This window comes from Providencia manganoxydans (genome assembly GCF_016618195.1).
In the GTDB taxonomy this organism is placed as follows: Bacteria; Pseudomonadota; Gammaproteobacteria; order Enterobacterales; family Enterobacteriaceae; genus Providencia; species Providencia manganoxydans.
In genome coordinates, this window is record NZ_CP067099.1 from 2,058,022 (window position 1) to 2,081,501 (window position 23,480).

Consider the following 23,480-nt stretch of genomic DNA (forward strand, 5'->3'; position numbering starts at 1 on the left):
GTTTTTGTTGCGGATAATTTCATTGTGAAAGATAAAAAATGCTAGAAATTCAATTAATTAAATTAATGATTTCTAGCATTAACGGTGACTAGCGCACTAATCGCTAATTAAGCATGAGTTGTCGTTTCTGATTGGTGTGGAGAGCGGGTAGTTGTACCCGGTAAATTACGAATCAACAAACCAAAATTCACATCAACATCATCAGGCACAGGTAAATAAACGATATGGCCATTACCCGGCGCAACGTCAATAGCTTCGCCTTTACGGTTTTGTAATGCATCAAGGGTAAAGACAATATTTCCCGCAGGAGTCATCAATTCTAAGCTATCACCTAGGCTAAATTTATTTTTAACATCCACTTCTGCAAGGCCATTAATACGCTTACCGGTAAATTCACCGACGAACTGCTGGGTTTCAGAGACAGAATAGCCATATTCATAGGTTTGGTAAGCATCGTGAGTATGACGACGTAAAAAACCTTCAGTGTAACCACGATGTGCTAAGCCCTCTAAGGTTGACAGTAATGTCGGATCAAACGGCTTACCTGCGACGGCGTCATCAATTGCACGGCGGTATACTTGTGCAGTGCGTGCGCAGTAATAAAAGGATTTAGTACGACCTTCAATTTTTAATGAATGAACTCCCATTTGAGTCAGATTTTCTACATGTTCAATCGCACGTAAATCTTTAGAGTTCATAATATAAGTACCATGTTCGTCTTCGAAGGCGGTCATATATTCGCCCGGACGCTTGGCTTCTTCAATCATAAAGACTTTATCAGTCGGTGCGCCTTCACCTAGGGTTGGTGCAACATTTTTGACAGGGATCGGTTCATGTACATGAACGATATTGCCCACATCATCTTGTTTACCTTCTTCGACTTTGTATTCCCAACGACAAGCATTGGTACAAGTGCCTTGGTTAGGGTCACGTTTATTGATGTAACCAGACAGTAAGCAGCGGCCTGAGTAAGCCATGCAAAGCGCACCGTGGACAAACACTTCGAGTTCGATATCTGGAACTTGTTTACGGATTTCAGCGATCTCTTCGAGAGAAAGCTCACGAGATAAAATAACCCGAGTAAGTCCCATCTGTTTCCAGAATTTTACCGATGCCCAGTTAACTGCGTTTGCTTGTACCGATAAGTGAATATCCATTTTAGGAAATGCTTCGCGTACCATCATGATCAGCCCCGGATCGGACATAATCAGTGCGTCAGGTCCCATTTCAATAACAGGGGTTAAATCACGAATAAAGGTTTTCAGCTTTGCATTGTGTGGCGCAATATTAACGACAACATAGAATTTTTTGCCAAGATCATGGGCTTCTTGGATCCCTTTGGCTAGGTTTTCATGGTTGAATTCGTTATTACGTACACGGAGGCTATAACGCGGTTGCCCTGCATAAACGGCATCTGCGCCATATGCGAATGCATAACGCATGTTCTTTAAAGAACCGGCTGGTGATAATAATTCTGGAGTAAACATATTTGTTCTCAGTCTGATGTCAAGTCAGTACTTCCTTCTTATGAGGAAGCCTTTTTAAGGGAGGCGATTTTAGCGCTGTTTGCAAGAAAATTAAAGTATTCCCTACAAAATGTACTGACATTGAGTCATCAGTTTAGACTTCATCCCATCGATAACCTAAACCATAAATAGAACGAATAAAGGTTTTTTCATTATCAAGTGATTCCAGTTTTCGGCGTAGGTTTTTGACATGACTATCAATGGTTCTATCCGTGACAATTCGGTGATCATCGTACAAAATATCGAGCAGTTGATCGCGTGAGAACACGGTTCCCGAATTATCTGATAAAAACTTAACCAGTCGAAACTCAGCGGGTGTTAACTCAAGTAGTTGATCACCATAACGGACTTGGAATGCGCTTTCATCAATAATTAACTGGGTTTTCTGTTTATCGGGTGTCGTTGTATGTTGGCAGCGACGTAAAATGGTTTTTACCCGAGCCACCACTTCTCTAGGACTAAAAGGTTTACAGATATAATCATCAGCGCCGATTTCTAAACCAAGTAAGCGGTCGATCTCTTCGGTTTTGGCGGTGACCATAATAATCGGGATTTCACAAAATTTACGTAACTCGCGACAGATGGTTAACCCATCCATGCCAGGTAACATGAGGTCGAGTAGAATGATATCTGGCTGGTGCTGTTTAACATAATCAATTACTTCATTACCCCGTTGTAATAGTGAAGGTTGGTATCCAGCAGCTTGAAGGTAGTCATAAAGTAGTTGACCGAGTTTCGGTTCGTCTTCAACAACCAGTACATTCGCACTTGAAGGCTCTAACACTGTCACTGTTCATTTTCCTTTTGTTTCAACGGTAAATGGATAGCAATACGTACTCCACCTAATGGGGAAGCGCTGGCTTGTATGCTACCTTTGTGTGCTTCAATAATATTATAGCAAATTGCTAAACCGAGGCCAGAACCGCCACTAGCGCGACTGCGCGATCCCTCTGCGCGATAAAATCGCTCAAAAAGATGGCTACATTGTTCGCTAGTTAGGCCGGGAGCACTGTCTTCCCAATATAGTGAAAATTGATTATGTTCAATAACGGCTCGAATGATGATTTTTCCGTTCGCGTCGGTATAGCGTAGGCTATTTTCCATTAAATTATAAAGTAATTGCAAAATGCGATCAGGGTCGATATTGATAATTTGTTGATTTGGCAAATGTGTTTCCACTGTGATCTGCTTCTCTTCCAAACGCCAACGTACTTGACCGATGACCATATCAATCAAGGGAATAATATCCGCTGATTGAAGGCGATAGACGAGTGATCCTCTATCGGATAAAGATAATTGATGTAAGTCGTTAACTAACTTAATTAACGTATGGGTTTCCGCGAGTAAAGAGCTGATAGTCTCAGGCGTTGCTTGGCGTACGCCATCTTGTACGGCCTCAAGTTCACCTTGCAATACCGAGAGTGGGGTACGTAATTCATGCGAAATATCTGCCATGTAATCACGACGCATATGTTCATTTTTTTCGAGTGTTGATGCGAGATGGTTAAAATCTTTGGCGAGTTGACCGAGCTCATCGCGACCGACCTCAGTAACGCGGGTGGAGAAATCGCCATTCGCTAATTGGTTGGTCCCATCCAACAATCTTTTTATGGGTTTTAAAAAACCACGAGCTAATAAAATTGTGGCGATTAACGCGACAATTAATGATAAACCAGCAATTAACCAACTGGTCATCATCTGTTGTTCATCGAAACGGCGGTCTATCTCATTGCTGATCCCATCGCCATAACTGGCAATCACCCATCCCACTGTTTTGCCATCTGAAGTGACAACGGGCTGGCGGAGAATGTCATTAGGTAACGGAACATTACGACCTAATATCAGCCGGTTTTCGTTGTCATATACCCAAAAATAGGAGCGCCAACCTTTAGGTTTGGATGGCGGCAGTGAGCGCTGGTGGTGTTCAATACTGCGTAATATATTAAAAAACACTCGCTCATTACGGATCAAGAAACGCCAGCTACCTGTCTCATCATATTGTTCAGCAAGGGCATCAGCGATCAATTCGGCACGTTGTTGATCATTCTCTTTAATATAGTCAATAAACCCATGTTGAAAGCTTAAGCGAACACCTTGGTGCATAATGACCACTAGCAGTAGACAAGTGGCAAAAATAGCCAGAAATAATCGGGTGCTGACGCTGCTAAATCTAAATTTCATCATTTACGCCTTGGCGTGCTTAGGATCACGCTGTTGTTTCGAAAAACGCTGTCTGAGTTGATCAAAACACAAATAAACTACAGGTGTAGTAAATAACGTTAATAATTGGCTCATCACTAACCCACCAACAATAGTGATACCAAGAGGTTGACGTAACTCAGCACCATCTCCACTGCCTAAAGCAAGAGGAAGAGCACCAAAAATCGCAGCCAATGTTGTCATTAAAATCGGCCTAAAACGTAACATACTGGCGCGGAAGATAGCTTCTCGTGCGGTTAAACCTTGGTTACGCTGTGCATGGATAGCGAAATCTACCATGATGATGGCGTTTTTCTTGACGATACCAATTAACAGCATGATCCCAATAAGCGCAATCAAACTGAACGGTGTATTAAACAATTCTAAGGCGAGTAATGCACCGACGCCAGCAGAAGGTAAAGTGGATAAAATGGTCAGTGGATGAATATAGCTTTCATAAAGGATACCCAGTACCAAATACACGGTGATGATTGCAGCAAAAATTAGGAATAGCTGTGATTTTAATGTGTCTTGGAACACTTGGGCGGTACCTGCAAATGAACCGCGAATATTGGAGGGGACACCTAGCGCAGTCATGGTTTTCTCGATAGCGGACATCGCTTGATCAAGGGTGTAACCTTCTGCTAAGTTGAAAGCAATGGTTGATGAAGCGGATAAACCTTGATGGTTAACACTTAATGGCGCATTGGCAGGCTGCCAACGGGCAAAGTAAGATAGTGGAATAGCCTCACCAGTCTTGTTGATAACAAACATTTTATCCAAGGCGCTGACATCTTGTGTATATTCAGGCGCAACTTCCATCACGACTTTATATTGGTTCATCGCCTCATAGATAGTTGAAATTTGGCGCTGGCCAAACGCATTATTGAGCAAATCATTCGCCTCACGTACGTCTATGCCCAGCTGTGCCATCAAATCTCTGTCATAGGTGATCGCCATCTCAGCGCCTTTATCTTCTTTATCTGAGTTCACATCAGTCACTTGTGGCAGATCGGCAATGGCTTTACGTATAGCAGGCTCCCATTCACGTAGCGTATTTAGTTCATCAGCAAGCAGAGAGTACTGGTAGCTGGCATTGGATTGTCGACCTCCTACTCGAATATCTTGTACTGGCATCATAAATAGGTTAGCGCCGGGTTCTTTGGCTAATTTAATACGCAATCGGTTAATGACTGCATTCGCACTTTCTTTGCGTTCATCCAAAGGCTTTAATGAAATAAACATTGAACCACTATTGACGCGGCTACCACCTGTAAAACCTGTCACGCTATCAACCGCAGGATCTGCATTTACCTCTTGCATAAAACGGGTCATCTTTTCTTTCATTGCTTGAAATGAAATGCTTTGATCCGCACGAACAAAACCCAGTAAACGGCCTGTATCTTGTTCAGGGAAGAACGTTTTTGGGATCGCGATATATAGATAGATATTTAAACCAATAGTCGCGAATAAGATCGCTAACACACTTCGTTTATGCGATAACACCCAATTTAATATGAGACCATAGCTTTGTTGTGCGCGTAATAAGCAACGCGCTGTAATACCTTGTTTATCGGTCTTTTTGATATCACGCTTTTTTAGCAGATAGGCACACATCATTGGTGTGAGTGTTAACGAAATAATTAGCGAGATACTAATTGCTGTGGCTAGGGTGATGGCAAACTCGCGGAACAAGCGGCCAACTAACCCCTCCATTAATAGTAATGGGATAAATACAGCCACTAAAGAAACACTCATGGAAACGACGGTAAAGCCAACTTCACTGACGCCTCTGACTGCGGCAATAAATGGCCGACTACCATTTTCGATATGCCGTGAAATGTTCTCTAGGACTACGATGGCATCATCAACCACAAATCCAGTGGCAACGGTCAGAGCCATGAGTGATAAGTTATTGAGGCTGAAGCCACACAGGTACATAGCCGTAAATGTGCCAATCAATGAGACAGGAACGGCAATGGCGGGTATTAATGTTGCTCGACCTGAACGCAAAAACAGTAAAACGACTAAGATCACCAACGCGATAGCAATGATTAATGCGCGTTCAACTTCGACTAACGATGCACGAATGGTTGGAGTTCTATCTTGAGCAACTTTTAAATCAATTGCCGCGGGGATCATATCTTGAAATTCAGGTAACTCAGCACGAATACGATTGACGGTTTCAATAATATTTGCACCAGCCTCTCGGCGGATCACTATCAAAATAGCGGGTTCACCGCCAGACATACCTGCGGTACGGACATCTTGTACCGAGTCTTTAACATTGGCAACATCGCTTAATTTAACAGCATTGCCGTTTTGATAGTGAACAATAATAGGACGGTAATCGGCCGCTTTTTTCAGTTCATCATTGGTTTGCACCTGCCAACGTCTATCATCATCATTGATGTATCCTTGAGGCTGACGCACGTTAGCACTATTAATGGCAGAACGAACTTTATCAAGGGAAACGCCTTGATTAAATAGGGCGGTAGGGTTGAGTTCGACCCGCACGGCAGGTAATGAACCACCACCAACAGACACTTCACTGACGCCTTCGATTTGTGCAATACGCTGTGATAAACGTGTTGAGGCAATATCATAAATTTCACCGGTACTCATGGTTTTTGAGGTTAAGGTTAAAATCATGATGGGGGCATCGGAAGGGTTTGATTTGTAGTAACGAGGCTTACTTTGCATACCGCTAGGTAGCAAACTTTGGGCTGCGTTGATAGCAGCCTGTACTTCACGGGCTGCATTATTAATATCTTTATCAAGGTTGAATTCAAGGGTGATTGTGGTGCGCCCTAGAGAGCTACTGGAGGTCATTTCACTGATCCCTGCGATGCTACCTAATGAGCGCTCAAGAGGAGTTGCAACTGAAGAAGCCATCGTTTCAGGTGATGCGCCGGATAGTGACGCTGTCACGTTTATCACAGGGTAATCAACCTGTGGCAATGGTGCCACAGGTAAGAACATAAAACTGAGTGCACCACATAGCGAGATAGCAACACTAATTAAGGTTGTGGCAACGGGACGACTGATAAATAAGGCGAAAAAGCGCTTCATTATGACACCTGTTGCTTACGGTTTTGTCGGTGAGCCTTGATATTACTTGCTAAGCTATCAAATAACAGGTAAATCACTGGGGTGGTAAACAAAGTGAGTATTTGGCTCATGATCAACCCTCCAACCATACAAATCCCTAATGGTTGGCGTAGCTCGGCACCGACCCCTGAACTTAACATTAAAGGTAATGCACCTAATAAAGCGGCCATAGTGGTCATTAAAATAGGTCGGAAACGGAGTAAACAAGCTTGATAAATTGCTTCTCGCGGTGACATACCTTGTTCGCGTTCGGCTGCTAATGCGAAGTCAATCATCATAATCGCATTCTTTTTCACTATTCCTATCAGCAAAATAATACCAATGACAGCGATCACGTCTAGCTCACTACCTGCCATCATTAAAGCTAATAGCGCACCAACACCCGCTGTAGGTAGGGTTGAGAGGATAGTAATTGGATGAATAAAACTCTCATATAAAATACCTAGTACAATATACATGGCGACAATTGCAGCGGCGATCAGCCAAACCGTACTGCTCAATGCAGCCTCAAATGCTAAAGTTGCCCCTTGGAATTGAGTGGTAATCGATCTTGGCATTTCAATTTGTGTTTCGGCATTTTTGACTGCATTGACCGCTGATTCTAAGGATGCCCCGTCTGCTAGGTTAAAAGAGAAGGTTGCCGCTGGGAATTGGTCAAGATGGTTGATTGCTAGCGGCCCATAACCTTCTTGGATATTGACTAAAGTACTTAAAGGCACGATTGCACCATCCGTACCCTTGAGGCGAACGTCATTTAAGGCGTCTATACCATTACGAGTTTGGGTATTGTGCTCAATAATGACGCGATATTGATTCGATTGGGTGTAAATAGTCGAGATCATGCGCTGGCCAAATGCATTATATAATGCATTATCAATGGCTGACATCGAGATACCGAAGCGGCTCGCAGTGTCTCTATCAACATTGACATAAGCCACTAAGCCTTGGTCTTGCCAATCGCTGCTGACATCAACCAGCTCAGGCTGTTTGTTCAATTCAGTTAATAGTTTTGGTACCCACAGACTCAACTCTTCTAGAGAGCCTGCTTGCAGTGTAAATTGGTATTGCGTTCGTGCTAATTGGGTATCAATCGTCAGATCTTGCATGGGTTGTAAATACAGTGTGACACCCGATACGCTATCTGCAATTTCTTGTAAGCGAGGGATAATCGTACTTACACGGTCAGGGCGCTCATCTAGCGGTTTTAAGGTAATTTGGATGCGCCCATTATTAAGGGTTGGATTAGTACCATCGATTCCAACATAGGTAGTAATATTATCGACTGCAGGATCAGAGAGTAATTTCTCAGCCACTTCTTGCTGTTTTTGCGACATTGCCGAGAAAGAGATGGATTGACGGCTTTCAATCGTACCTTGAATAATGCCATTGTCTTGTAATGGAAAGAAACCTTTAGGGATCCACAGGTATAGTAATACAGTTAAAACAAGGGTACCGATAGCAACCGAAAGTGTTAACCAACGGTGATTGAGGACACGTTTTAACCAAATGGCATACCATGCAATCATACCATCAAAGAAGCGCTCACAAGCTAGCTCAAAACGATTGTGTTTATGCTCTGATTCAGGTTTCAGTAAACGAGCGCACATCATGGGAGTGAGCGTTAATGAAACGACAGCTGAAATGAGAATAGCCACCGCAAGGGTGATTGCAAATTCTCTAAATAACCGCCCAACAATGTCCCCCATGAACAATAACGGTATCAATACAGCAACTAATGAGAAGGTCAGTGAAATAATCGTAAAGCCAATTTCTCCCGCACCTTTTAATGCTGCAACAATCGGTTTATCGCCTTGCTCAAGGTAACGGGAGATATTTTCAATAACGACAATAGCGTCATCGACCACAAAACCCGTCGCAATAGTGAGAGCCATTAAGGTTAGGTTATTAACGGAAAAACCGCAAAAATACATCACGGCAAACGTACCAACCAGAGAAAGTGGCACGGCAATACCGGGGATCAACGTTGCTATTCCATTACGTAGGAATAGATAAATCACCATCACAACTAATGCGATAGCGAGCATTAGTTCAAATTGAACATCACTAACAGATGCGCGAATGGTGCTAGTTCTATCCGTTAAAATCTTAACATCAACTGACTTTGGTAACGTCTCAATCAATTCAGGGAGTAAATTACGAATAGTATCGGTTGTTTCAATAACATTAGCGCCAGGTTGACGCTGAACATTAATGACAATCGCTTGCTGTGTATTTGCCCACGCCCCTAAATAAGCGTTCTCAGCCGCTTGCTGGATGGTTGCAATATCACCGAGCCGTACCGGTGCGCCATTTTGATAGGCGACAATTAGGTGGCGATAATCATCCAAAGATTTCATTTGGTCATTCGCGGAAAGCGTTACAGCACGTGTTGGGCCATCAAAGCTACCTTTAGCCGAATTGACGTTTGCGTTATTAATTGCGGTACGAATAGTTTCGCTGTCTAATCCTTTTGCTGCCATAGCTTGAGGATTTAAACTCACCCGTACAGCAGGGCGCTGGCCACCAGCGAGGGTAACAAGACCAACACCATTCACTTGCGAAATTTTTTGCGCGATGCGATTTTCAATCATGTCTTGCACTTGTGTCAGTGGTATTGCATCAGAGGTGACTGCAAGTGTTAAGACAGGGGGATCCGCTGGGTTAACTTTGTTATAAATCGGTGGGTACGGTAAGTCAGAAGGTAATAAACTCGAAGCCGAGTTAATCGCAGCTTGTACTTCTTGTTCTGCAACCTCTAATGGCAATGTCAGTTGAAACATTAATGTGATCACGGAAGCACCGCCAGAGCTTTGTGACGACATCTGTTTTAAACCAGACATTTGGCCAAATTGTGTTTCTAATGGAGCCGTCACGGCTGATGTCATGACTTCTGGGCTGGCGCCAGGGTAGAGTGTGATGACTTGAATGGTTGGGTAATCAACTTCAGGTAACGCGGAAACGGGTAGAAAACGATAGCCAATGATCCCAGCTAATAGGATCGCCACCATAAATAACGTTGTCGCAACAGGACGTAAAATAAATAAGCGAGAAGGGCCGCCACCTTTTTGGATCCCAGGTTGCATTAGGCTTTCTCCGCGCTATTTTTCTGAGGCTCAACGGGTTTAGTGACGTTGTCACTATTAACCACTTCAACGCTTGTTCCATCAGTTAAACGGTCGACACCATCAGTAATGACTTTAGTATCAGCTGCAAGGCCACTTTCAATGACGACTTGCTTACTGTCTTGCATACCGACGGTGACAGATTGCTTACTAACACGGTTATCGTCACTCAAAACCCAAACATAATGGCCTTCATTACCCATTTGCAGTGCTGCTGTGGGGATCACAACCGCATTTTGCAAAGTCTCTATCTGCATTTTAATATTAACGAATTGGTTAGGAAATAAGCTCTGGGCATCATTAGTGAAGCGAGCTTTCATTTTTAATGTTCCTGTTGCTGCATCAATTTGGTTATCAGTGCTTAACAGATAACCTTCACTGATCATCGCAATATTATTTCTATCCCACGCTTCGACGATGACAGGCTGGCCTGATGACTGTGCTTTTTGTATCGCAGGGATATCACCTTCAGGGAGCGCAAATAGCACATCAGCAGGTTGAGTTTGGGTGATCACGACAATGGGGGTGGTTGTACCTGCCGAAATAAAATTACCTACATCAACTTGTTTTAAGCCTACACGGCCTGAAATAGGGGCGGTGATTTTACTATAAGTCAGTTGCAACTTAGCGCTATCTACAGCAGCTTGATCGGCTTTAATGCTGCCTTCAGATTGCAGAACCAAAGATTTTTGGTTATCAAGCTCTTGTTGCGAAATCACTTTAGTGCCTGCTAATTTTTGGTAACGATTGAGATCTAAGCGTGCATTCGCCAAAGTTGCTTTATCTTTCGCTAGTTGTCCTTCTGCCTGTGCGAGTTGCACTTCAAAAGGACGCGGATCAATTTCAGCCAATAAATCGCCAGCTTTGACTTGCTGGCCTTCAACAAAATGCAAGGACATTAACTGTCCTTCCACTCTGCTAGTGACGGTGACCATATTGGCGGCTTGTACGGTCCCTAAGCCTGATAAGTAACGTGGTACGATTTTTTCTTGTGCATTAGCGAATTGAACTGGAGCAAGAACACGGTTTGGACGAGCCGATGGTTTACTATTGGCCTTATTTGGCGTGGTATTGGCTTGATTGTGCTGAGAGTAAAAATACCACCCAGCGCCAGCAGCAATAATCACGGCAATGAAAATGGCAGAACGGGTTAGTGTGGTATGGCGTTTTTGTTTATTCATTTAAATTTTCGCTTAGCTCAACGTCGAGTAAAAAAATCATCACATTTTGATGGCTATATAACGGCATAGAATATCGGCTATATAGTTAAAAATTAGTCATTTGCGGTATGTTAATAGTTTAGCGTGGGGGTTACACGTAAAAATGAAGGAAATATGAAAAAAACGTCAACTAATGTGCAGAAAAGACAGAATACTAGGGAAAAATTGTATAACAAAACCCGCAGCAATTAATCACTACGGGTTTATACCTGTTTATACTAAAGAATTATAGCAAATTAACGTGTTGTGCTAGCTTTTAGGCTGTTGACAGCCGCGTTATCTTGCGTTGAATTTACTGTCCAACCCTTCCATGCCAATGGAATAAATGCAACCGCAACGGCTAATAAAGATACACCAGCGACATAATAAGCAGGGGCCATATGTGATTGCTGTAACCATGCACCCGTTAAAATTGGTGTTAAACCGCCAAAGATCGCATAAGCCACATTATAAGCAAATGATAAACCTGAATAACGGATTTCCGGTGGGAAGGTGCGAGTACTAATTATTGGTGTAGTCGCAATGGCACCGACGAAAAAGCCCATTAACCCATAATTAAAAGTCAATGTAGCGGCAGCGATATCCGTTGACAATGTTGAGTAAAAATACAGTGCGGTTACGGCTAGCCCGCCCCATGACAATGTCATCGAAACGCGAGTTCCCATTTTATCGCCTAACCAACCCCAGAAAATACAGCCTAAAGTTAAGGTTAATGTTGCAGCACAGTTAGCTTGTAAAGCGACATTGCGATCAATGTTATAAATACCTTTGAGAACAACATCAGGTGTCATCAAAATAGTGACAACAATCGCTGTTGAAAGAGACCAAGTCAGTGCCGCAGTGATTAAACAAGCTTGTTTGTGTGACTTGATGACTGTTTTAACGGGTAGCTCTTGCGCTAAGGCTTTTTTCGCTGCAAGCTCTTTAAATATTGGTGTTTCTTCTAAAAAACGGCGTAAGTAAACAGAAATAAAGCCAAAAATACCACCAAGTATGAATGGAATACGCCATGCAAAATCATGAACTTCTGCTGTGGTATAACTACGCTCAATAATAATTGCAACGATAGAGCCTAACAAAATACCACCCGTAATGCCTGAGGTTAGGGTACCTACACCGAGACCATAACGCTGTTTTGGTGTATGTTCGGCAATAAATACCCAAGCACCAGGCATTTCACCACCAATAGCCGCACCTTGCATGATCCTCATTAACAGTAACAATAATGGGGCTGCGGCACCAATAGTGGCATAGGTAGGTAAAAAACCGATGACAAAAGTTGGGAAAGCCATTAAGAAAATACTGAGTGTAAACATTTTCTTGCGACCAATTTTATCACCAAAGTGAGCCATAATAATGCCGCCAAGAGGGCGAGCTAAGTAACCCGCAGCAAACAATCCAAGTGTTGCCATTAGCGCCAAAAATTCATTATCTCCCGGGAAAAATAGCTGAGAAATAATTTTTGCGTAAAATACAAAAATGACAAAATCATAAAATTCAAGAGTTCCACCTAAAGATGACAACCCTAATGTTTTATAATCTTCTTTCCTCAATGGCCTTGCCGAGGGCTGGCTGGTTGTTTGCGATGTCATAAGATGATCCTTTTTAAATACCGAACATATTTTTTATTTTTCATTTCGGAATTACAGCTAAATTTACTGTGTTACGACAGTAAATAATATTAGGTGTGCAGATAAGAGGTATAAAACGTTGGATGGAGGAACCTAGTTAATACGCTGTATTCTTAATGCATACCTAATTTATAGCAGAAAATTCCATATTCTGTAAACCTCAACTCTCAAAACAAGATTAATATTCCAGTTGTATTGCTTTGTGTGATTATATTATCTGGAGAGTAAAACAATAACATTATATGATGTTAATAAATGATTTTTTGCAGAAGATCGTATATTTTTTAGAAAAAATTAAAGGGAAAAATATATTTTATTAATTTAAGTTTGCTGGTTAATGCATCAATAAAGTAACAAAATATTAATTTTATTATTTTTTGATTAATATATTTAGTTCATAAACTAAGGATTAAGCATATTAATAATATTAAATTAGCCCTACTGGTCGTTGATATGAAAGAGGCTGTGGCTAGATCATGGGGGAAAAAGAAGGGAATTTTGCAATATTAGAAGGCATACTCAGCCAATTGTTGCTGAGTATGCCAAATAGTGATTAAACCAAAAATAGCGTTGCAAGACCTAAGAAGATAAAGAAACCGCCTGTATCAGTGATTGCGGTGATCATAACGCTAGAGCCAATCGCTGGGTCTTTACCACATTTAAGCATGATAAGTGGGATCAGAACACCCATAATTGCTGCCATTAGTAAGTTTAAGATCATGGCTAATGTCATTACAGCACCCATGGCAATATCGCCGTAGAGGAAGTAGGTGACAATACCCATTATGCCCCCCCAAACGACCCCGTTGATAAAGGCCACCCCAAGCTCTCTTAGCATGAGAAAAGAGAAGCTGCCGGTTTGGATTTGGTGCAATGCAATCGCCCGGACGATCATGGTGATGGTTTGGTTTCCTGTGTTACCACCAATACCCGCAACGATAGGCATGAGTGTTGCTAGAGCAACTAATTGGGAAATAGTGTCTTCAAACACCCCAATGACACGTGATGCGACGAAAGCCGTACACAGGTTAATAGCGAGCCATGTCCAACGAGTTTTAACTGCTTGCCCAACAGGTGCAAACACGTCTTCCTCAGGGCTCAACCCCCCCATTCGACGGATACTGTTGTCATTTTCTTCGTTTAAGTTATCAACGATATCTTCAACGGTTAAACGCCCCATCAATAAGCCGTTACTATCAACAACAGCTGCTGAAATTAAGTCATAACGTTCGAAGGCACTTGCCGCATCTTCTCCTTTTTCATCAGGCAGGAAGGTGACGGTATCTGTTTTCATGACATCGGCAACAATGCGTTCAGGTGACTGGGTTAAAATTGTAGTGAGAGGCAATTCACCTTGTAGAAAATTTTTGTTATCAACAACGAAAATTTTATCAGTAGCTTCAGGAATTTTGCCGCGTTGGCGTAAGTAACGTTGAACCGTTTTTAGCGTGACATTAGGGCGGACAGTAACGAATTCAAAATCCATCATCTGACCGACACTGTCTTTTGCATATTGCAGAACTTCACGAATACGGCTGCGTAAACTAGGATCTAAATAGGTCAGTAACCTACGCATAGTATCTTGGGGTAAATGCTCTGCAATATACGCTTGTTCATCGACATGCAAATTAGCAACAGCGCGGAGTAATTCACGGTCAGACATATCCTTGATCAGGCTATCCCAGACAGCGACTGAAGCTTCAACCAGCACTTCACCACGTTCACTGTTATCGACTAAACGCCATAAAGCAAGACGTTCATCATACGGTAACATTTCTAAGATGTCGGCGATATCAGCTGCGTGTAAATCAATCAATAACTCTTTGACTGTATTGATTTTTTCACTAAGTGCTTTATCACTCAGACTAACGTGTTGGTCGTGTTCGACAAGGGTTTGGACGAACTCTTCGTCATCCATGAATAGCGTCAGGATCTGCTGGCGAATATACGCCAGTTTTTGAGAATGCGGATTTACTGTTGGTGCCGCATCAATTGAGAAAGCAGGTTGTGACATTTTAATCCTTAAAGCAATGACGGGTACGGTAAGTACCATTTTGCGAAGAAACCACACTATTTTGCCATTGATTGGTGATTAACCCAAATAAATATCAACAATCAAGACAAAGTACTGTGCTCGTCATACTCCAAGTTGCAGCGCTGCTGACTGCGTTCACTTGCATTAGTTACATCGTTTCTGATGATGCTAGCAATTGGTTCGCTTGTCGTCTAGCTGCCCTTGAATTATTTTGAGTATCTAAAACTGACTAAATACGTATATTGGTTACCAAATTATGAGTACCCTAGCTAGTTTGGCTCTTCACGAATATCTAATTTCCAACCGGGGACATCTTCCCAATAAGCACTCTCTTTTTCGAGATCGAGTTGCATCAGGGTGTTTTGAGATAAATATTGTGCCGGAAGGTATAATGTCCAGTGACCTTCATCGGTTTCTAAACGTAGTGATGAAGGTGTGGTTGTTGATTGTCGCTGATTATTTAACAAAATTGAGAGCCGTAGAATTTGGATCAACGGCATAAATTGTTTTCTTTTATACAAATTAAATTTAGGGATATCATCAAATTTGATCACTCGACGATGATTACGTACTAAAGTAGCCAGCAACAGTTGTTGCTCCTGATTGAAACCGGGTAAATTGGTATTTTGCAAGATGTAAGCAGAATGACGATGTAAGCCACTTTGATTAATATGTAATCCCACTTCATGTAGCATTACCGCCCAAATCAAAATAGATTCAAGTTGTGGGTTAACTAACTTAGGGTTTTGCTGCCCCCACTGGTGATAGAGCTCTTCCATCGTTTTCAGAACCCGCTTTGCTTGCTCTCTATCGATATTATAGTGCTCAGCAAGACTCAGTGCTGTTCGCTGGCGGATATCTTGATGGCGGAAACGACCTTCCATTTCATATAAAACGCCTTCACGTAATGCCCCATCAGAAAGACGTAACTCTTTGATATTGAGAGAATCAAAAACAGCACATAAAATAGCCAAACCAGGAACAAATACCTGCTTACGTTCAGTCGACAAACCAGGAATATCAACAGCAGAAAACGTTTTATATTTCAGCGCCATTTGTTTGATTTTTTCGAGTCGCTCACGGGTAATGATGCCATCACGCTCTCCTATTTCAACAATCACGGCATGCGCTGCTTTGATAGTACCGGACGCGCCCATTGCCACATCCCAGTGCAAGTGCTTAAATTTTGTGGCGGTTTGTTCAAGTTTTAAACAGGCTGTAAGATAGGCTCGATTGAAATTTTCTGCATTAATCGTTTCATTGGGGAAGTAGTTACGTGCGAAGCTAACACAACCCATACGGCGGCTATCGATCAGTAAAGGCTCAAATTTTTCACCAATTACCAATTCCGTGGAGCCTCCACCAATATCGATCACCAGTTTACGGCCTTTTTCTGGCTGAGTATGTTCGACCCCCATAAAAATCAAACGTGCTTCTTCTTGGCCTGAAATGATTTCGATTGGGTAAGGAATGATTTTTTTTGCGCGTTTTAAAAATTCTTCCACATTGGTTGCAACCCGTAATGAGTGGGTGCCAACGATGCAGACGTTTTCTTCGGTGAAGCCTTGTAGGCGTTCAGCGAATAGGGCAAGGCAAGCTAAGCCGCGCTCCATTGCTTCTTCGCTTAATTCGTTACTATCACTTAAACCATCTGCGAGGTGAACACGTTGTTTTAAACGCGTTAAGACTTGCAGTGCACCGTTTACGATACGGGCAATAACCATATGAAAGCTATTAGAGCCAAGGTCGATAGCCGCAATTTCTTGAGGTCGAGGCGTTGATGTATGAGTTAATGGCATAGATTAGGACCTTGTCTCAGGCGTTTCCAGTGATTTTAAATAGTCATAAACAGCGAGCTGTGCCCGAATTTTACGTTTATTGCCGCGGGGAACATAATGATTGCTGAGATCTTTGTCAACATAACGCGCTTTTACCGTATCGTTAAATTGTAACTCTAGAATATCTAAAACCCGTTGTTTTAGACGGTTGTCAACCAAGCGAACGGCAACTTCAATTCGATAATCAATATTGCGGGTCATCCAATCAGCTGAAGAAATAAACACTTTGTCATCACCCGCGTTAGTAAACACATAAACACGATCATGTTCTAAAAAGCGATCAACGATACTCGTGACTTGAATGTTTTCACTGTAGCCAGGTTGGCCTGCAACTAATGAACACATACCACGAATAAGTAAACGAATTTTTACTCCTGCGTTAGAAGCATCATATAATTTATCAGTGAGCTCTTTATCAACAAGATTGTTTATTTTTAAAGTAATGCCGCTTGGTAAACCGGCTTGTGCATTCGCAATTTCTTGGTCTATCAGTTCGTTGAGTCGAAGACGCGTGTTTTGTGGGGAAACCATTAAGTTTTCAAAGGTAACAGGTCGGTAAGGGTTTTCAATAAAGCTGAATACGCGGCGCACTTCATTGGTGATTTGTTCGTTCGCTGTCAGTAATGAGTAATCCGTATATAGGCGTGCTGTTTTTTCGTTAAAGTTACCTGTACCGATATGTGCGTAACGGACTATTTGTCCTTCTTCCATACGAGAAATAATAAATAGCTTAGCGTGGATTTTTAGGCCGGGGGCAGAAAAAATGACGTGTACGCCGGCTTCGGTTAGCCGCTTAGCCCAATGAATATTAGCTTCTTCATCAAAACGCGCTTGTAACTCCACGACGACCGTGACTTTTTTACCATTATGCGCGGCATGAATCACTGAATCGATAATCCGCGAGTCTTTAGCGACACGATAAATATTAATTTTGATTGATAAAACATTTGGGTCAAAAGACGCTTGCCTTAGTAATTCTAAGGTGTGCTCAAAAGTGTAATATGGATAATATAGCAATACGTCACGTTCCCGGATCGCATCAAAACCATTGCGGAAATTGTCAAACCAACGGTGACGTAAGCGAGGCAATGGTTTATTTAATAGGTTTTTATTTCCTTCATTAGGGAAATTAATAAAATCTTTAAAGTTATGGTAGCGTCCACCGGCAATTACCGAGTCATCATTGGATAACCCCAGTTTTTCTCGCAGTACTGCAACCATCTCATCAGGCATATCACGTTGATAAACAAAGCGAACCGGCTCCGCCGTTAAACGTTGTTTCAGTGTTGATGACATGATTTCAAGTAAGCTTGACTCCATTTCTGTGGCGATATCGTATTCCGCATCACGGGTCATTTTCATGGAATAGGCGTTTAATTCATCGTAATCAAAGAAGCCTTTGAAGATTTCATCAAGGGTATAACGCAAAATATTATCAATCAGAACCATTGATTTGCGGCGTTTTGGCATTTCAGGTGGCAAATTAACAAAACGTGGCACTTTATCTGAAGGGATTTCTAATAATGCATATTGCACATTGCCACTATTGATTATCTCAACAGCCAGATAGGTGTAGTCATCTTTTAAAAATTCAACCAAATTGGTATCTGGATTGATTAGGATAGGCGTAATATGCTGACGCAAATGTTGGCGAAAATATTGGCGTAACCAAATTTGTTGGCGTGGTGATATTTGACGCTCATTTATTAAAAATATTTGGTTACGTGCCATTTCTAACAGCAAGTCATTATACAGAATATCGAATTCTTGCTCTTGTTTAGCAACTTTGTTTTGAATACGTTTTAACAAGTGGCGAGAACCGCTCGCTGAACCGCGTTCTTCATTGATTAAAATACGCCGTTTTACATCGGCAAAACGCACTTTATAGAATTCATCTAGGTTATTAGAGTAAATGCCCAAAAAACGCATACGTTCAATAAGAGGATTTCGCTTATCCGCTGCTTCTTGTAGAACTCGTTCGTTAAAAGCCAGCCAGCTTAACTCTTTTTCGTGGTATAGACGTTCTTGGGACATCGTTACTCCATTGTGTGCGGATAGATCAATTTAAGTATAAGTACTCTACCTTTAACTAAACTTGCTGCTTGATCGTGGCATGTGGGCTAACAACACTCTCTGGATTTTCTGACAGCGCTTTGCTGGCAAAATATTGGTGTTGAAAAACACACATACGGATAGCAGTATGGTAGCGGCCATTGACGAAAAATTCGTCGATCAGTTCGCCTTCCGTGTGAAAGCCTAGTTTATTATAAATATGGATCGCTTTGATATTTTCTTTATCTACAATTAGGTAAAGTTTATATAAATTAAGCACGGAGAACGCATAATCCATCGCCAGCTTAGCTGCACGAGTTGCATAACCATGGCCTTGATGGCGGGGGGCAATGATAATTTGGAATTCAGAACGACGGTGAACATAATCAATTTCAACCAACTCCACTAGCCCGACTTTTTCACTATCATTTTCGACAATAAAGCGCCGTTCAGATTGGTCGTGAATATGCTTATCGTAAAGATCACTCAACTCAACAAAGGCCTCATAAGGCTCTTCAAACCAGTAGCGCATTACACTGGCGTTATTATCAAGCTGATGGATAAAAGCTAAATCTTCACGTTCAAGTGGGCGCAACCTAAACGGATGAACTTGCCCGGTCGTCATAGAACACCTCAATGTTAGTTATATACTCGTCATATTTTAAGTTGCAGCCTTGTTGACTAAGTTCATTTGCCGTCTAGCTGCACCTAGAATTATTCAGAGTAAGTACACGTTTATTATGGCAGAGCCTGAAGATAAATAAACGCAGTGAATTTAATTCCTATCTTTATAGGTAAGATAAGGATACCACTTATTTACGATAAAATAATGACACAACGCAGAGAGTGACGCCAAGTGGTGAAGATTAATCCATTTTGTGGCAAACAGGCAGGATAAGAACCGAAGTATAAGGCGTCATTTATCATAACTAAAACTGTCATGATACGATTGTTTTATAAACAATATTGAGCAATAAAAAATACGGGAGGCAAACACAGGGTATCAATGTTATCGCTGTTAAAACGGATGTTGAATATTTTAATTGAACGATATCTATTGTGTTTGCCAACCCGAATGTATAAATAGGATTATTGGTTTGCTCATAAATGATACAGGGGTTTATGACGATACCAAACATTCCTTATCATTATTGATACCTTTTTTATCGCGAGAAAAGATAATTAATTTCTATTAATTATATATTGAACGGCTTTATTGTTTTGAAAGTCGATAACCAGTTAATTAGCGCCCTTAGCGGCGGTGATCATCGCGTTAATATAATCAACCTGAGCGGCAAACGTCATACCTTGGTTATTTGACCCCAAAGTCCAAACGAAGAACCCACCATAATTATTGCTCGCTTGCCATTTAGCGCGAGCGATATTATTTGCCTGAGTTTCAACAAAACTTCCCGTTGGCCCCCACTGACTATTTATGGTGGTTCCGAGTATAACTTTCGATGGGTCTGCGACAGCTTGTGCGTAATTGCTCATAGCGACATCATATTTAAAATTCTGACCCGCGTCGTAAGCCATAACGTTAAAAAAGTCGAACGTATTTTTTCCAGCACTTAGGATCGGTAATACTTCACCATGATGGCTTGAGCGAGCAGTTTCCACATAGGAACACCCTTGAGTTACCGTCGCATCTGCACATTCAACAGGATCGGCACCTACATGATAGGTGGTTAAACTTAATAATTTTGTGCTTGACGCACTTCCTAGCTTTTGACGTACCAGTTGAGCGAGTGCTAATAAATTCGCATTTTCATCTGCTGTTAAACGTGCGGCTTTTTCAAAGTCAAAATCGATTCCATCCAATTGAATAGTGCCGACTTGTTGATATAGGCCATTAACTTTTTTGTATACAGGAAACGTTTGATTTAAGAGTTTGACTAAACCAGTAGCAACCAATTCACGACTTGCTGCGGTGTTAATTTTCTCCCAAATACCTTCATAGGTTTGTCCACCAAAGGCAACCATCACTTTTTTATTTGGATTGTCAAATTTGAATTGTGTCCACGTTAAATAAGATGAGCTGATCCAATAGCTATCAAAACTTGGCGTGGTCATACCGTCAGAGACCTGAATATTTCCTTGCGCATCCCATTGCCCAAAAGATAATATCAAGGTATCAACATTAGAGCGTGCTATTTCTACCTCTGCCAGTGATGGGATCCCCCAAGAGGTTAGATAGCTAATGGCTCTTTGGGTGGCTTGAGCGCTAAAAACAGGTTGCATTATTGTTGAACAACTTATTATAAGAGCAATCGTTAATTTTTTCATGGCATCACCTTTGGCTTGAACATTCAAATAATCGTTTGCTGCTAATTTCGTTAGCTTATACCAGCGTTGCATGTACTCTCATCAGCATCATTTTTGATAATAAGCAATTTAACCTAGGTAATTACTTAATTTTTTCATGGCAGAGTCATATTAAATTTAATATGTGATTGATAATGAGCTTGCAGAAGATAATGAGCTGAAATAAATTAAATGGTGGCTATTTATTACTATTTTTTCTAGCATAGAAAATTAATCAAACTAAACTAAGAGTTGCATTGCAATATGAAGCATAGTACCACTGAGTTTAATTTTAGCATTGATAATTGATGATTATTCATTAAAATCAAAATAATTAAGAGTATCTTTTATCATTTCCTTTGAAATCGATATTTGATTGAAATAATTGCCATGCTGAGCTACAAAAAAAGCTCAGCTGGCTGCACTATTAACCGGTTGAATACTTAATATTCTCTTCAGCTATTCATTATTACCGTATTTTTCAGTTTTTACAGCGTTCTCTTTAAGTAACTCCTCCATAGTGTAATCTTTACCATCAATATGATATGACACGAGGCCATTTGTTGAAGAAAGTGAATTATGGCTACTGTATTTAAACGGAATGATGATGTCACCTTGTTTATTAATCACACCCCAGTGATTATCTTTTTTTACTAGGGCATAGCCGTTATCAAAATTACGCGCATTTTCATAATGTAACGGGATTACTTCATAACCTGTAGCATCAATAAAGCCATGCAGTTTATTACGTTCAACGTGGGTCATATCATCGCTGAATTCTTCTACTTTATCGTAGCCAAACAGTGTTAGAAAAATATCACCTTCAGAATTAAGAAAATAAAATTTTTTATCGAATGTATCCATTTTATCTTCAATAAAAAAACTAGGGCCAAAAAGAATGGTATTATTACCACCATTCTTTATTTTATACTCTGCTGCTGGGAGGAGCTGTGTACCTTTATCATTAATGATATGATACCCCTGTTTATCCTTATAATAGAAAAAACTTGATTGTTCGTCAGGAAAATCAAGTATATTGATTCTCAAATTTTCTCCTGAGAATAAGATAGGTTTTTCATTTTCAGTATTAAATAATAGAATCCCATTATCTTTAGCGATAACAAATGCATCATCAGATAGGCTAAAAATACTATTCATTTCTGTTACTCGATTTGCTTTTTTATTTTTTACATCTAACTGATATAACTGGTAATGAGAGACTTCATATTCATCACCGTCATCATTCGTTCTAGTTTCTATCGTTTTGGTAAAAAAGTAATTTGCGTTCAGGATATAAGGTTTAGCATTCCCATTGTTTAAAACTTCGTTACCATTCTGGTCAATAATATAAAATATTTCTGTTTTTGGATCTTTAACTACGGAGTATAACTTAAGATATTTCGGTGCAATAACAATGTTACGTTTTTCTTTTTCTGTACTTTTTACTTCGTGAATGGTTACAGTCGCTGGTGTACCATGGAACAAACAAGCCACCCGATATGTCATAGGTGCGTCTGTTTCTTGTTCAAAACGTTCGTAATATGCAGCAACTCGATGTATTAATTCATCTTTATTTTTATTATGGCTTTCTGATGCTTTTACTATACCATCTATATAACGGCTCATTTTATTGGCGAAATCTACACCGCCTTTTACACAGGCAGATGCAGATAAAATATTTCCATTTTTATCTGCAATATCTTCTCCTGCTATATTTAGATCACCATCTAAAGTGTAACTCAGAAAGTTTTTATCTTTTTTAGCCAGCTTCAAAGTAAAGTTTGGCTGTGTAATTTTTGGGGTATCAGTTGAAAGATGATATGTACCTAGCTCAGTAATATAGCTATATGTCACTTCTGCTGTTATATTTTTGACGGTCTTATTATTATCAAGACGTAATGCTTTTGTTTGTTTTCCATCTCTAATTTCTTCACTACCATCCATATAAGTGATTTTTTTTATGTTTATTACTGGTTGCTGCTTTGATGGCATTTCATCTACAATTAGATTAATAAATGAAGAATTGTAAAATAAGTCCTGATTGAATGATAGCGAGTTTATCATATTCTCAAAAGCCTGTTGGTACTCTGCTGGACTCAGAATACTATAATTTTTTTATAATATTCTTCTGATTGTGGGATTTGAGTTCTCTCACTATATAAATCATCAGCCCTCCCCATTTTAGAAAATAAATCAAAGCTTTTTTTATCTTTTCTGATCTTTTCAATTGACTCTTCCAAATTAAGGCCATCTAATTCTGATGTTATATAATTTAATGACTCTTGAGAGGGTTCTGGTAACTGTTCTTCATATAATAACGACCAGAATACTCCACCTACGATGACAAGTAATATACCAAGGCTCGTGACAACCTTCTTTTTCATCAAAACTATCCTTATATGCTTATATTATGGTAATAGCTCATACCAGTAACAACTTATT

At 40.7% G+C, this 23,480-nt stretch carries 14 protein-coding genes; all 14 read right to left on the bottom strand.

Going from position 1 to position 23,480, the window contains the following annotated elements:
• Window positions 1-107: 107 nt before the first annotated feature.
• The 14 genes from trhP to JI723_RS09210 all read right to left on the bottom strand — a co-directional run bounded on the left by trhP (window position 108) and on the right by JI723_RS09210 (window position 23,422).
• Window positions 108-1,487 carry a prephenate-dependent tRNA uridine(34) hydroxylase TrhP gene (trhP, locus tag JI723_RS09145; RefSeq protein WP_272580057.1) on the bottom strand — a complete coding sequence of 460 codons (1,380 nt, stop codon included), beginning with the start codon at window positions 1,485-1,487 and terminating at the stop codon, window positions 108-110.
• A gap of 133 nt (window positions 1,488-1,620) precedes the next feature.
• Window positions 1,621-2,316, bottom strand: a complete 696-nt coding sequence (gene baeR, locus JI723_RS09150; RefSeq protein WP_070928390.1) for an envelope stress response regulator BaeR — start codon at window positions 2,314-2,316, stop codon at window positions 1,621-1,623.
• Window positions 2,313-3,707 carry an envelope stress sensor histidine kinase BaeS gene (gene baeS / locus JI723_RS09155; RefSeq protein ID WP_337979933.1) on the bottom strand — a complete coding sequence of 465 codons (1,395 nt, stop codon included), beginning with the start codon at window positions 3,705-3,707 and terminating at the stop codon, window positions 2,313-2,315. The genes baeR and baeS overlap by 4 nt, the downstream gene beginning before the upstream one ends.
• Window positions 3,708-3,710: 3 nt before the next feature.
• Window positions 3,711-6,797, bottom strand: a complete 3,087-nt coding sequence (gene mdtC, locus JI723_RS09160) for a multidrug efflux RND transporter permease subunit MdtC (RefSeq protein WP_272580058.1) — start codon at window positions 6,795-6,797, stop codon at window positions 3,711-3,713.
• The gene (locus JI723_RS09165; RefSeq protein ID WP_140182715.1) at window positions 6,797-9,919 is read right to left on the bottom strand and encodes an MdtB/MuxB family multidrug efflux RND transporter permease subunit; all 3,123 of its coding nucleotides are present in this window, start codon (window positions 9,917-9,919) and stop codon (window positions 6,797-6,799) included. The genes mdtC and JI723_RS09165 overlap by 1 nt, the downstream gene beginning before the upstream one ends.
• The gene (locus JI723_RS09170) at window positions 9,919-11,139 is read right to left on the bottom strand and encodes an MdtA/MuxA family multidrug efflux RND transporter periplasmic adaptor subunit (protein WP_070928384.1); all 1,221 of its coding nucleotides are present in this window, start codon (window positions 11,137-11,139) and stop codon (window positions 9,919-9,921) included. Before JI723_RS09170 ends, JI723_RS09165 begins: the two co-directional genes overlap by 1 nt.
• Before the next feature lie 275 nt (window positions 11,140-11,414).
• Window positions 11,415-12,770 carry an MFS transporter gene (locus tag JI723_RS09175; RefSeq protein ID WP_070928382.1) on the bottom strand — a complete coding sequence of 452 codons (1,356 nt, stop codon included), beginning with the start codon at window positions 12,768-12,770 and terminating at the stop codon, window positions 11,415-11,417.
• 592 nt (window positions 12,771-13,362) lie between these two features.
• Window positions 13,363-14,823, bottom strand: coding sequence for a magnesium transporter (mgtE, locus tag JI723_RS09180; protein WP_070928380.1), 1,461 nt, complete (start codon window positions 14,821-14,823; stop codon window positions 13,363-13,365).
• 290 nt (window positions 14,824-15,113) lie between these two features.
• Window positions 15,114-16,643: an exopolyphosphatase gene (gene ppx / locus JI723_RS09185; RefSeq protein WP_337979934.1), complete on the bottom strand. Its 1,530-nt coding sequence runs from the start codon at window positions 16,641-16,643 to the stop codon at window positions 15,114-15,116.
• Window positions 16,644-16,646: 3 nt separating this feature from the next.
• Window positions 16,647-18,716 (bottom strand): polyphosphate kinase 1, encoded by a 2,070-nt coding sequence (gene ppk1, locus JI723_RS09190; protein ID WP_140182719.1) that lies wholly within the window; start codon window positions 18,714-18,716, stop codon window positions 16,647-16,649.
• A 55-nt stretch (window positions 18,717-18,771) separates the two neighbouring features.
• Complete coding sequence (gene speG / locus JI723_RS09195) at window positions 18,772-19,359, bottom strand: spermidine N1-acetyltransferase (RefSeq protein WP_070928376.1); 588 nt, start codon at window positions 19,357-19,359, stop codon at window positions 18,772-18,774.
• Between the two features lie 614 nt (window positions 19,360-19,973).
• Window positions 19,974-21,092 carry a glycosyl hydrolase family 18 protein gene (locus tag JI723_RS09200; RefSeq protein ID WP_319066466.1) on the bottom strand — a complete coding sequence of 373 codons (1,119 nt, stop codon included), beginning with the start codon at window positions 21,090-21,092 and terminating at the stop codon, window positions 19,974-19,976.
• A 405-nt stretch (window positions 21,093-21,497) separates the two neighbouring features.
• Window positions 21,498-23,030, bottom strand: coding sequence for a WG repeat-containing protein (locus tag JI723_RS09205; RefSeq protein ID WP_272580060.1), 1,533 nt, complete (start codon window positions 23,028-23,030; stop codon window positions 21,498-21,500).
• Between the two features lie 104 nt (window positions 23,031-23,134).
• Entirely contained in the window at window positions 23,135-23,422 is a 288-nt protein-coding gene (locus JI723_RS09210) for a hypothetical protein (RefSeq protein ID WP_336193115.1), read from the bottom strand.
• Between the last annotated feature and the right edge of the window lie 58 nt (window positions 23,423-23,480).

Bases quoted from the DNA above. Each gene is read 5' to 3' on its own strand.
- trhP (WP_272580057.1), bottom strand. From the start codon at position 1,487: ATGTTTACTCCAGAATTATTATCACCAGCCGGTTCTTTAAAGAACATG.
- baeS (WP_337979933.1), bottom strand. From the start codon at position 3,707: ATGAAATTTAGATTTAGCAGCGTCAGCACCCGATTATTTCTGGCTATT.
- mdtC (WP_272580058.1), bottom strand. From the start codon at position 6,797: ATGAAGCGCTTTTTCGCCTTATTTATCAGTCGTCCCGTTGCCACAACC.
- JI723_RS09165 (WP_140182715.1), bottom strand. From the start codon at position 9,919: ATGCAACCTGGGATCCAAAAAGGTGGCGGCCCTTCTCGCTTATTTATT.
- JI723_RS09170 (WP_070928384.1), bottom strand. From the start codon at position 11,139: ATGAATAAACAAAAACGCCATACCACACTAACCCGTTCTGCCATTTTC.
- JI723_RS09175 (WP_070928382.1), bottom strand. From the start codon at position 12,770: ATGACATCGCAAACAACCAGCCAGCCCTCGGCAAGGCCATTGAGGAAA.
- mgtE (WP_070928380.1), bottom strand. From the start codon at position 14,823: ATGTCACAACCTGCTTTCTCAATTGATGCGGCACCAACAGTAAATCCG.
- ppx (WP_337979934.1), bottom strand. From the start codon at position 16,643: ATGCCATTAACTCATACATCAACGCCTCGACCTCAAGAAATTGCGGCT.
- ppk1 (WP_140182719.1), bottom strand. From the start codon at position 18,716: ATGTCCCAAGAACGTCTATACCACGAAAAAGAGTTAAGCTGGCTGGCT.
- speG (WP_070928376.1), bottom strand. From the start codon at position 19,359: ATGACGACCGGGCAAGTTCATCCGTTTAGGTTGCGCCCACTTGAACGT.
- JI723_RS09200 (WP_319066466.1), bottom strand. From the start codon at position 21,092: ATGCAACGCTGGTATAAGCTAACGAAATTAGCAGCAAACGATTATTTG.
- JI723_RS09205 (WP_272580060.1), bottom strand. From the start codon at position 23,030: ATGCCATCAAAGCAGCAACCAGTAATAAACATAAAAAAAATCACTTAT.
- JI723_RS09210 (WP_336193115.1), bottom strand. From the start codon at position 23,422: ATGAAAAAGAAGGTTGTCACGAGCCTTGGTATATTACTTGTCATCGTA.